Source organism: Kitasatospora sp. NPDC053057 (assembly GCF_044546945.1).
GTDB lineage: Bacteria > Actinomycetota > Actinomycetes > Streptomycetales > Streptomycetaceae > Kitasatospora.
This window is the reverse complement of the sequence record NZ_JBITZP010000010.1, coordinates 195,093-205,951: the sequence shown is the minus strand read 5'-3', so window position 1 is coordinate 205,951 and position 10,859 is coordinate 195,093. Positions and strand designations below refer to the sequence as shown.

The 10,859-nt window shown below is 72.8% G+C and carries 10 protein-coding genes; 5 read left to right on the top strand and 5 right to left on the bottom strand.

Going from position 1 to position 10,859, the window contains the following annotated elements; translation table 11 throughout:
• Nucleotides 1–94 precede the first annotated feature (94 nt).
• Nucleotides 95–1,153 carry a cation diffusion facilitator family transporter gene (locus ACIG5E_RS14440; protein WP_396533712.1) on the bottom strand — a complete coding sequence of 353 codons (1,059 nt, stop codon included), beginning with the start codon at nucleotides 1,151–1,153 and terminating at the stop codon, nucleotides 95–97.
• Between the two features lie 141 nt (nucleotides 1,154–1,294).
• Nucleotides 1,295–2,023, bottom strand: coding sequence for a gamma-glutamyl-gamma-aminobutyrate hydrolase family protein (locus ACIG5E_RS14435; RefSeq protein ID WP_396533711.1), 729 nt, complete (start codon nucleotides 2,021–2,023; stop codon nucleotides 1,295–1,297).
• A 155-nt stretch (nucleotides 2,024–2,178) separates the two neighbouring features.
• Between ACIG5E_RS14435 and ACIG5E_RS14430 the strand changes: the two genes are divergently transcribed.
• The 4 genes from ACIG5E_RS14430 to ACIG5E_RS14415 all read left to right on the top strand — a co-directional run bounded on the left by ACIG5E_RS14430 (nucleotide 2,179) and on the right by ACIG5E_RS14415 (nucleotide 7,047).
• Nucleotides 2,179–3,564 carry a glutamine synthetase family protein gene (locus tag ACIG5E_RS14430; RefSeq protein ID WP_396533710.1) on the top strand — a complete coding sequence of 462 codons (1,386 nt, stop codon included), beginning with the start codon at nucleotides 2,179–2,181 and terminating at the stop codon, nucleotides 3,562–3,564.
• A gap of 23 nt (nucleotides 3,565–3,587) precedes the next feature.
• On the top strand, nucleotides 3,588–4,955 hold the full coding sequence (locus ACIG5E_RS14425; RefSeq protein ID WP_396533709.1) for an aldehyde dehydrogenase family protein: 1,368 nt from the start codon (nucleotides 3,588–3,590) through the stop codon (nucleotides 4,953–4,955).
• Between the two features lie 7 nt (nucleotides 4,956–4,962).
• Complete coding sequence (locus tag ACIG5E_RS14420) at nucleotides 4,963–5,748, top strand: 3-oxoacyl-ACP reductase (protein ID WP_396533708.1); 786 nt, start codon at nucleotides 4,963–4,965, stop codon at nucleotides 5,746–5,748.
• Between the two features lie 135 nt (nucleotides 5,749–5,883).
• A complete protein-coding gene (locus ACIG5E_RS14415) occupies nucleotides 5,884–7,047 on the top strand; it encodes a DUF2510 domain-containing protein (protein WP_396533707.1) in 1,164 nt (387 codons plus the stop codon).
• A 455-nt stretch (nucleotides 7,048–7,502) separates the two neighbouring features.
• Here the strand turns inward: ACIG5E_RS14415 and ACIG5E_RS14410 are convergent, their stop codons facing one another.
• On the bottom strand, nucleotides 7,503–7,907 hold the full coding sequence (locus tag ACIG5E_RS14410) for a hypothetical protein (protein ID WP_396533706.1): 405 nt from the start codon (nucleotides 7,905–7,907) through the stop codon (nucleotides 7,503–7,505).
• A 58-nt stretch (nucleotides 7,908–7,965) separates the two neighbouring features.
• The gene (locus ACIG5E_RS14405; RefSeq protein WP_396533705.1) at nucleotides 7,966–9,177 is read right to left on the bottom strand and encodes an amino acid deaminase/aldolase; all 1,212 of its coding nucleotides are present in this window, start codon (nucleotides 9,175–9,177) and stop codon (nucleotides 7,966–7,968) included.
• A gap of 91 nt (nucleotides 9,178–9,268) precedes the next feature.
• Between ACIG5E_RS14405 and ACIG5E_RS14400 the strand changes: the two genes are divergently transcribed.
• Nucleotides 9,269–10,042, top strand: coding sequence for an SseB family protein (locus ACIG5E_RS14400; protein ID WP_396533704.1), 774 nt, complete (start codon nucleotides 9,269–9,271; stop codon nucleotides 10,040–10,042).
• Nucleotides 10,043–10,100: 58 nt separating this feature from the next.
• Here ACIG5E_RS14400 and ACIG5E_RS14395 read toward each other — a convergent pair whose 3' ends face one another.
• Complete coding sequence (locus ACIG5E_RS14395; protein ID WP_387630684.1) at nucleotides 10,101–10,478, bottom strand: DUF1844 domain-containing protein; 378 nt, start codon at nucleotides 10,476–10,478, stop codon at nucleotides 10,101–10,103.
• Nucleotides 10,479–10,859: the final 381 nt, after the last annotated feature.

Genomic DNA, 10,859 nt, shown 5'->3' with positions numbered 1-10,859 from the left:
CAAGCAGCGAGCCAGGCGCCACGACGTCGGCAAGACCGTCAAACGCGCCGAGTCGATCAAGGAACACCAAGCCCGCCGAGGTTAAACGGCAAGCTCAGTGTTCGTGCGGTCCGGCGCGGTGCACCGGGCCGTGGGCGTCGGCGCAGTGTTCGGCGGCGGTCTCGCCGGGGCCGGCGATCTGCAGCAGCGCGCCCGTCTCGTCCTCGCCGACGTGGTCGACCTGGAGGGTGCTGTGGGTGATGCCGTACTCCGCGGCCAGCCGGCGCTGCAGTTCGCGCCGGACGGCGTGGCAGTCGCCGCCGGGGGTGACCAGGATGTGCGCGGACAGGGCCGGCTGGTTGGAGGTGATCTCCCAGATGTGCAGGTCGTGGATCTCCTCGACCAGCGGCTCGGTGACCAGCCGGTCGGCCACCGCGTCCGGGTCGATGCCGGCGGGGGCGGCCTCCAGGAAGATCCGCCCGGAGTCCCGGACCAACCCGATGCCCGCCTTGAGCATCAGCGCGACCACGATCAGCGAGGCGATGGCGTCCGCCCGGACGAAGCCGGTGGTCAGCACGACCACACCGGCCACGGCGGTGGCGATGAAGGCGTACAGGTCGGTGAGCACGTGCTGGAAGGCGCCCTCGACGTTCAGCGAGCTGCGGTTGGCCTTGGACATGCACCAGGCGGCGGCGAGGTTGACCACGATCCCGATCAGCGCGGTGATCAGCACCAGCGAACCGGTGACCGCGGGCGGCTCGAACAGCCGGGTGATCGCCTCGTAGCCCAGCCAGGCCGACAGCACCAGCAGCGTCACGCCGTTGGCCTGCGCGGAGAGGATCTCGGCGCGCTTGAGCCCGTACGTGTAGCCGCCGCGGGCCGGACGGGCGGCGAGCCGCATGGCGACCAGGGCGAGCACGATCGAGGCGGCGTCGGTGAGCATGTGCGCCGCGTCGGAGATCAGGGCCAGCGACTGGGCGGCGAAGCCGACCACGACCTCGCCGGCCATGAAGACGACGATCAGGGCGAGGGCGCTGACCAGCCAGCGGCGGTCGGCGTCGGCGGCGACCCCGTGCGAGTGGCCGCCGTGGCCGTGACTGTGGTTGTGGCCGCGGCCGGGCGGGTTCTGGTGGTCATGCGCATGATCATCGTGGGAATGCTCGTGCCCGGCCATCGAAGTCCTCTCTGGACGCACGGGTGGGGAGTGACGGGTGCGATCGCCCCGCACTCGAAGTGAACCGCAGAATCGACAAAGATCCAAAGGCTGTACTGGTGACCGTTGTCGTTGCCGTTCAGCCGAGCGCCGCGGCGCCGTTCAGCCGAGCACCACCGCGTCCAGCGCCGCCGCGGTGGCGGCCTGGACGAGGGCCTGCATCACCCGCAGGTCGTCGCCCTGTTCCGGGTGCCACTGCACCCCCACCGTGAACCCCGGCCCCTCGACGGCCTCCACCGTCCCGTCCGGGGCGAGGGCGCTCACCCGCAGGCCCGCGCCGAGCCGGCCGACCGCCTGGTGGTGGAAGGTCGGCACCTCCAACTCGCTCTCCGGCAGCAGCCCGCCCACCAGCGTCCCGGGCACCGGCCGCACCAGGTGGGCGCCGTAGCGCCCCGGCGAACCGCCGTGGACGTCGACGTCCACGACGTCCGGCAGGTGCTGCACCAGCGTCCCGCCGCACACCACGTTCAGGACCTGCATCCCCCGGCAGATGCCCAGCACCGGCATGCCCGCCGCCAGGGCGCCGCGCAGCAGGGCGACCTCCCAGGCGTCCCGCTCCGGCGAGTCCACGTCGGTCAACGGGTGGGCGGGCTCCCCGTAGTAGGCAGGGTCGAGGTCCGGCCCGCCCGCGATGACGAGGGCGTCGAGCCGGGCGAGCACCTCGGGGGCGCGCTCGGGGGCGTCCGGCGGCAGCAGGACGGCGATGCCACCGGAGTCCTGCACGTACGCGGTGTACCGCTCCGGCAGCAGGGCGACGCGACGGCCCCGCCAGTCGCTCCAACTCGCGTCCACCAGATAGGTGCTGACACCGATGAAAGGCCTGCGATCCATGGCGGGCATTCTCCTCCCGCACCGCCTGATACCCCGTCAATCACGCGCGTCGGCGCGCCACACCCGTCCGCCCTCTTCCGCCCCGCGAGCCGTAGGCCGTACGGTTCGCTGTGACCGCTTGATCTCGAAGAGTGATCGAGGAGGAGGGTTCCGGCATGCCCGAGAACGCCGCCGCGGGATCGCGGCCCCGGCCGCCACTGACCCTGGACGAGCTGCGCACCCTGGTGGACGCGGGCGAGGTGCACACCGTCGCGCTCGCCTTCACCGACATGCAGGGCCGCCTGCAGGGCAAACGATTCGCCGCCCGCTTCTTCCTCGACGAGGTCGCGGAGAACGGCGCCGAGGCCTGCGACTACCTGCTGGCCGTGGACGTGGACCTCAACACCGTGGACGGCTACGCCTTCTCCTCCTGGGCCACCGGCTACGGCGACTTCGCGATGCGCCCCGACCTCGGCACCCTGCGCCTGACCCCCTGGCAGCCCGGCACCGCCCAGGTCACCGCCGACCTGGCCCGGCACGGCGGCCACCCCGTCGACGCCGCCCCGCGCCAGCTGCTGCGCCGCCAGATCGCCCGGCTCGCCGAGTACGGCCTGGCCGCGGACATCGGCACCGAACTGGAGTTCCTGGTCTTCCGCGACACCTACGAGCAGGCCTGGCTGGGCGGTTACCGCGGCCTGACGCCGGCCAACCTCTACAACGTCGACTACTCGATGCTCGGCACCGCCCGGGTCGAGCCGCTGCTGTCCCGGATCCGCAACGAGATGGCCGGCGCCGGGCTGACCGTCGAGTCCGCCAAGGGCGAGTGCAACCTCGGCCAGCACGAGATCGCCTTCCGCTACGCCGATGCCCTCACCACCTGCGACCAGCACAGCGTCTACAAGACCGGCGCCAAGGAGATCGCCGCCCAACAGGGCTGCGCGCTCACCTTCATGGCCAAGTACGACGAGCGCGAGGGCAACAGCTGCCACATCCACCTGTCGCTGCGCGACGCCGTCGGCGCCCCCGCCTTCGCCGACCGGGACGGCCGGATGACCGACACCATGCGGCACTTCCTAGCCGGACAGCTCCTCGCACTGCGCGAGTTCAGCCTGCTGTACGCGCCGAACATCAACTCCTACAAGCGCTACCGCCCGGGCTCCTTCGCCCCGACGGCCGTCGCCTGGGGCCGGGACAACCGCACCTGCGCCTACCGGGTGGTCGGCCACGGCCCGGGCCTGCGGATGGAGAACCGGGTGCCCGGCGGCGACGTCAACCCCTACCTCGCGGTGGCCGGGATGATCGCGGCCGGCCTGCACGGACTGCAGCGCAAGCTCGACCTGCCGACGCCCTGCCTGGGCAACGCCTACGCGGTGGAGGAGTACGCCCGGGTGCCCGGATCGCTGCGCGAGGCCGCCGAGTTGTGGGCGCAGAGCGAGCTGGCCCGGACGTCCTTCGGCGACGACGTGGTCGAGCACTACCTGAACATGGCCCGGGTCGAGCAGGCCGCCTACGACGGAGCCGTCACCGACTGGGAGCGCTACCGATCCTTCGAACGGATGTGACGCATGACGAACGGATGTGAGGCATGACCGACTCGCCAGGCAGCGCCGTTCGCAACCCGGCCACGGGGGAGCTGCTGGCCACCGTCCCCGACACCACCGCCGAGCAGTTGGACGCGGCCGTCCAGCGCGCGCTGAAGGCCCAGACGGGCTGGGCGACGCTGGCGCCCGGTGAACGCGCCCGGCTGCTGCGCCGGTTCGCCGACCAGGTCGAGGTGCACGTGCCCGAACTGGCCGCCCTGGAGGTCAGCGAGGCCGGGCACACCCTGGGCAACGCCCGCTGGGAGGCCGGCAACGTCCGGGACCTGCTGGAGTACGCGGCCGGCGGGATCGAGCGACTGACGGGCCACCAGATCCCGGTGGCCGGCGGCCTGGACGTGACCTTCCACGAGCCGATCGGCGTGGTCGGGGTGATCGCCCCCTGGAACTTCCCGATGCCGATCGCCGCCTGGGGCTTCGCCCCCGCGCTCGCGGCCGGCAACGCGGTGCTCCTCAAGCCCGCCGAGGCGACCCCGCTGACCGCCCTGCGGCTGGCCGAACTGGCCCTCGCCGCAGGCCTGCCCGAGGGCCTGTTCCAGGTCGTCCCGGGCACCGGCGGCACCACCGGACGGGCCCTGGTCGACCACCCGGCGGTCCGCAAGATCGTCTTCACCGGCTCGACCGTGGTCGGCAAGGAGGTCGCCGCCCGCTGCGCCGCCCGGGCCAAGCGGGTCACCCTGGAACTCGGCGGCAAGAGCCCCAGCATCGTCTTCGCCGACGCCGACCTGGCCCGCGCCGCCGACCCGATGTCCTTCGCCGACAACAGCGGCCAGGACTGCTGCGCCCGCAGCCGGATCCTGGTCCAGCGCGAGGCGTACGACGACTTTCTGGCCCTGCTGCTGCCCGCCGTAGAGGCGCTGCGCACCGGCGACCCGAGTGACCCGGCCACCCAGCTCGGCCCGCTGATCTCGGCCACCCAGGTCCGCCGGGTCGCCTCCTATGTCACCCCCGAACTCCCGGTGCTGGCCCGGGGATCCGTACCGGACGGGCCCGGCTACTGGTACCCGCCGACGGTGCTCGCGCCCGGCGACCCGGAGGTCCCGGCGGTCACCGAGGAGATCTTCGGCCCGGTCGCCGCCGTCCTGCCGTTCACCGACGAGGCCGACGCGCTGCGCCTGGCCAACGCCACCCGCTACGGCCTGTCCGGCTCGATCTGGACCAGGGACCTCGGCCGGGCGCTACGCGTGGCCAGGGGTGTGCAGGCGGGCAACCTGTCGGTCAACTCGCACTCCTCGGTGCGCTACTGGACGCCCTTCGGCGGCTTCGGCGAGTCCGGGGTGGGCCGCGAGCTGGGGCCGGACGCGCTGCGCCACTTCACCGAGACCAAGAACGTCTTCATCCACAGCGAGGAGTGACAGTCCGATGAGCGACAACGACGTCGTCTGCCGTCGCCTGGTCGGCCGCACCGCCGTGGTCACCGGCGCGGGCAGCGGGATCGGCCTGGCGGCCGCCCGCCGGCTCGCCTCCGAGGGGGCGAAGGTGGTCTGCGCGGACCTGGACGAGGAGACCGGGCGGGCGGCCGCCAAGGAGGTCGGCGGGCTGTTCGTGCACACCGACGTCACCGACCCGTACATGGTCGAGGCGCTGTTCGACGAGGCGTACGAGACCTACGGCAGCGTGGACGTCGCCTTCAACAACGCGGGCATCTCGCCGCCGGAGGACGACTCGATCCTGACCACCGGCCTCGACGCCTGGCGCAAGGTCCAGGAGGTCAATCTGACCTCGGTCTACCTGTGCTGCAAGGCCGCGCTGCCGTACATGCGCAGGCACGGGCGCGGCTCGATCATCAACACCGCCAGCTTCGTGGCCCGGATGGGCGCGGCCACCTCGCAGATCTCGTACACCGCCTCCAAGGGCGGGGTGCTGGCGATGTCCCGCGAGCTGGGCGTGCAGTTCGCCCGGGAGGGGATCCGGGTGAACGCGCTGTCACCCGGACCGGTGGACACCCCGCTGCTGCGCGAACTGTTCGCCAAGGACCCGGAGCGGGCGGCCCGCCGGCTGGTGCACATCCCGCTCGGCCGGTTCGCCAGGGCCGAGGAGATCGCCGCCGCGGTGGCCTTCCTGGCGAGCGACGACTCCTCGTTCATCACCGCGAGCGAGTTCCTGGTGGACGGCGGCATCTCCGGGGCGTACGTGACACCGCTGTAGGCCGTCGGCGCGGTGGTCGCCACCGGGGGCCGGGCTGGGCCGTCGGCGGCTTCTCACCGTAATCTCATCGAAAACCTCCGGAATTCCCGGCTGCGCTGATTTCGCGTTTATCCGGGTACCTTTAGATTCTTTGCTGTGAGTGAGCAGATCCCCGCCGGGTGGTACCCGGACCCGAAGGACACCACCAGCGACCCGAGACCGCAGCGCTGGTGGGACGGCAAGGGCTGGACGGCCGACACCCGGCCCGCACCCTCGGACGCCCAGCAGCCGGAGCCCCCGGCCGCCGCGGCCCCGGGGCCGGAGACGACGGAGCAGCCCAGGGTGCTGGAGGGCGAGGTCCTGGACAGCGGGCCGACGGTCCGCTACCCGGAGCCGCCGCCCTTCGGCACCGCGTACGGCGCGGCCGCCCAGCCGCCGCGCAAGGCCTGGCGCAAGCCCTCCCGACTGGTCGTGGCCACCGCCGTGGCCGCCGTGCTGGGCCTGGGCGCCGGCTCGGGGATCACCTACCTGGTGATGGACGGGAAGCACGACGGCGGCTCGCAGCACAGCGCCGCCCGGCTCCAGCCGGCGCCGAACGACGGCGGGGACGGGCCGTTCGGCTTCCCGGGCCTCGGCGGCGGCAACGGCAAGGGCGGCGGGAACGGCAGCGGTGGTGGGAACGGCAAGGGCGGCGGGAGCGGCAGCGGGAAGGCCAAGCCGGGCGCCGGGAAGGCGATCGACCTGGTGAACGGGCTCACCCTGCCCGTCCCCTCCGGCTGGCAGGCCGGCACCACCAACGACGGCTACGCCGCGCTGACCGTCGGCGACTACAAGTGCCCGGACGGTTCCGACAAGTGCACCCTCGGCGGGGTCAACACCGGCCGGATCGACGGCGGCGGCACGGACGCCCAGGCGGCCGCGAAGGCCGACATCGACAAGGCCGCCAAGGACGCCTACGGCGACATCACCGGGCACCAGGAGCTCAAGTCCGAGGCCGTGAAGGTCAACGGCCAGGACGGCTACCTGGTCCGTTGGAAGGTGGACGCGGCCAAGGGCAACAACGGCTACGTGGAGACGGTGGTCTTCCCGTCCGCCGACGGCAAGGCGCTGATCTCGGTGCACTTCGGCTTCGACATCGCCGACAAGGCGCCGGACGTCGGGGTGATGGACACCATCGTCAAGGGCATCGCCGACTTCAAGGGCAAGATCCCGAGCGTCCCGGGCATGCCGGGCTCCGGCGGCGGTTCCGGTTCCGGCTCTGGGGCCGGTTCCGGTTCCGGTGGCAGCAGCCCCGACGGCTCCGGCACCGAGACCACCTGAGCCTCCCGCTCCTCACACCGCGGCGGCCCACCCGGGAGGATTCCCTCCGGGTGGGCCGCCGCCGTTCATCCGGTCAGCCCGTCAGCAGGGCGGATCGTGAGGAGTCGCGGAGCCGGACCGGACGGGGGTGGGCCGGCCCGGCCCCGCGTCGTCCGGCGTCAGGAGTCGCGTCGAACAGCCTCGATGCGACGGCGCCGGAGCACCATGCCCGCCCAGCCGGCGCCGAGCGCGGCGGCACCGGCGAGCAGCAGCGGACACGCCTGCCCGTTCGGGGGCCGTCGGCCCGGATCGCGGGCCCCCGGCCAGAGCGTAGGATTGGTCTGGACCATATGGCAATAGCCTTGCCTTGCATTGTGCGGTTGTTGACGGGCTGTGGGCCCTCGGGCAGTGCAAAGGCCCGACGGGACACCCGGGTTGAGGTGTTCCATCGGGCCCGCTCAAAGGCTCCGGAAAGGTCAGCGCTTCCCGTCGTTGTAGAAGCCTGCCTGGATCACGGTCTGGTTGTAGGTCCCGCTCTCGATCGTGTTGTAGATGTACGTCGAACCGGGCCCCTGCTCGGGGACGAACTCGGCGAGGATCTCCCGGAGTTCGGCGGCCGCCTCCGGGCGCTCGCGGAACAGGCGGCGCAGCCGGGTGCGCAGGACGGCCGTCTGGTCCGCCAGCGCGTCCTCATCGTCGCCGGCCTCCAGCACTTCGACCCGGATCTCCTCCAGCTCGGCGCTCGTCTCCTCGTCCTCCTCGCCGCGTCCGAACATCCGGGAGACTCGCGAGCTGACCTGCTGCCAGGCCGCAGTGGCCATCAGCCCGGCCAGTGACGAGGCGCCCGACGTCACCATCTGCTGTACGATCTCCGCTTCCATGGCGCCCCCTCGTGGTTCGTCGTGTCGGCACCACCGTAGGGCAAAGCCGGACGAAGCGTCAGAGGAACGTCTTCCCCTCACCCCGGTAGGTGGGGACGCTCCGGACGACCCGGTCCCCCTCGATCAGGTGCAGTTCGGCGAAGCGCTCGCACAGCTCGCCCGCCTTGGCGTGCCGGAACCAGACCCGGTCGCCGATCAGCAGGTCGTCGGCGGCCGGACCGATCAGCGGGGTCTGCACCTCGCCCGCGCCCTCCATCGGGTCGTAGTGCAGCCCCGGCGGCAGGTACGGCACCGGCGAGCGGTCCGGCCCGGCCGCGCCGGAGGCCGGGTAGCCGCCGCCGAGCACCGTCACCACCCCGACGCCGGGGCGGCGCACCACCGGCTGGCCGAACAACGCGGCCGGACGACCCCGGAAGGAGCGGTAGTTGTCGAAGAGCTGCGGTGCGTAGAGCCCGGAGCCGGCGGCGACCTCGGTGACGGCGCGCTCGGCCACGGTGGACTCCACGCTGCCGGTGCCGCCGCCGTTGACGAACTCCAGCTCGGCCACCTGCCGCAGCCGCCGGACCACCGCCGCGCGCCGCTCGGCCAGCTCGGTCCGGGACCTGGCCTGCATCAGCCGGATCAGCTGCGAGCGCACCGGCCGCCCCGGCACCCGGTCGCCCACCCCGGCGACGTGCCCCTCGTACGCCATCAGCCCGACCACCCGGAAGCCCCGGCGGCGCTGGACGAGTTCGGCGAAGGCGCCCAGCTCCTCCGGGGTGCGCAGCGGCGAGCGCCGGGCGCCCACCCGGACCCGCCCGCCGAACAGGTGCAGCGCGGTGTCCAGCTCCAGGCAGACCCGCACCTCGGCGTCGCCGGAGCGGGCCTTGTCGATCAGGTCCAGCTGGGCCGGGTCGTCCAGCACGACGGTGACCCGGCGGGCCAGCTCCGGATCGGCCGTCAGCTCGGCGTAGCCGGCCCGGTCGGTGGAGGGGTAGGCGAGCAGCACGTCGTGCACGCCGGTACGGGCCAGCCAGAGAGACTCGTCCAGGGTGAAGCCCATCACCCCGGCGAAGCCGTCCACGGCCAGCACCCGTTCCAGCAGCGCCCGGCAGCGCAGCGACTTGCTGGCCACCCGGATCGGCTTGCCGCCCGCCCGGCGCACCAGGTCGGCGGCGTTGGCGTCGAAGGCGGCGAGGTCCACCACGGCCACCGGCCCGTCCAGGTGGGAGGTGGCCCGGTCGTACCGGTGCCGGTCGGATACCGGAGTGCGGGTAACGAGGATGACCATGCGCGCAGGTTGCCACAGGGCGCTACCCGTGGGTAGAGGTCGCGTGCGGGCAAATGCGGGCGGCGGGCGGCGGTGGCATAGGGTCGGCCGGGTGGACCGCAAAGACTTCTCCAACCCGGCGTTCGTCGGCAAGAGCATCCCGAATCCCGGCTTCTCCGACGACGACGGCACGGCGGACCCGGCGCTGACCGCGGCCCTCGCCCGCTGGTCGCAGGACCGTACGGCCGAGCCCGAGGTGCTGGCGGCGCTGACCCCGACCCGGCTGATGGTCCCGATCGTCGCCATCCTCGGCGAGGTCGAGGTGGACGACCACGGGCACAAGCACGACAAGAGCAGCGACATGGCCGTCCCGGTGCTGGAGGCCCCGGACGGGCGCCGCGCGCTGCCGGCCTTCACGTCGCTGGAGTCGCTCACCCGCTGGCGCGCCGACGCCCGTCCGGCGCCGACGGTGGCCCCGCAGGCCGCGATGGTGGCCTTCTCCGAGCGCGCCGACACGCTGCTGATCGACCCGGCCGGGCCGGTGCCCTTCCTGCTGAGCGGCGCCCGGCTGCGGGCGCTGGCGGAGAACCGCCCGTACCTGCCGCCGGTGCGGGACCCGCAGGTGCGGGAGGCGGTCCGCTCACTGTTGGCGGCCGAGCCGCAGGTGCTCAGCGGACTGCTGGCGCCGTCGGAGGACTCGGACGGGGTGCTCGCGGTGGTGTTCGACCCGGCGCTGGACCAGCCGGGGCTGCAGGCGGCCGCGCAGCGGGTCGGCCAGGCGGTGGCCGGGGACCCGGTGCTGCGGGTGCGGCTGGACCGGGGGCTGGACCTCGCGGTGCTGCCGGCGAGCGCGCAGCTGCCGGGGGAGCCGCTGTACCGGCGGTAGAAACGAACGGGGACCTCACGTACGGAATTTCGTACGTGAGGTCCCCCGCGAGAACCGCTCAGCTGTAGACCGGCCCGGTGAACTTCTCGCCCGGCCCCGTGCCCGGCGCGTCCGGCACGAGCGAGGCCTCGCGGAAGGCCAGCTGCAGCGAGCGCAGCCCGTCCCGCAGCGGGGCCGCGTGGAAGTTGCTGATCTCCGGGGCACCGGCGGTGACCAGCCCGGCGAGCGCGGTGATCAGCTTGCGGGCCTCGTCGAGGTCCTTGTCCTTCTCGCCGCCCTCGGCCAGGCCGCACTTGACCGCGGCCGCGCTCATCAGGTGCACTGCGACGGTGGTGATCACCTCGACGGCCGGGACCTCGGCGATGTCGCGGGTGAGGTCGTCGAAGCCGATCGCGTCGTCGTCCGTGCCGGGGTTCTGGGTGGGCTCGCTGCTCAAGGGTGGCTCGTTCCGTCGTGCGGTGTGGGTACACGTGGAGCGTACAAGGGGGCCCAGAACGCGCCGGGAGGGCAGTGCGCCGGGAAGGCGGTGTGCCGGGGCGGAATAGCGTTCGACAGCGCGACGCTGTAAGCTTCGAGACTGACCGGCCGGGATCCCTCATGGGCACCTGGCCAGCAAGTGGAGGCTCCACCACAGGAGGCCCGAGAGGGCAACCGCGAAAGTCTCCCACCTGATCGGCCTCGCGGTCGACGGGTCCGGTCCGCGACGGGCGCCAAGGCGCCGAGTCGCCCGCAGCATCCCTCACCGGATGCCGCCCCCGGTTGTGTGGAGCCCCGCTTGTACCGAGCGGGGCTTTTTTCGTGTCGCGGTGCACATGGT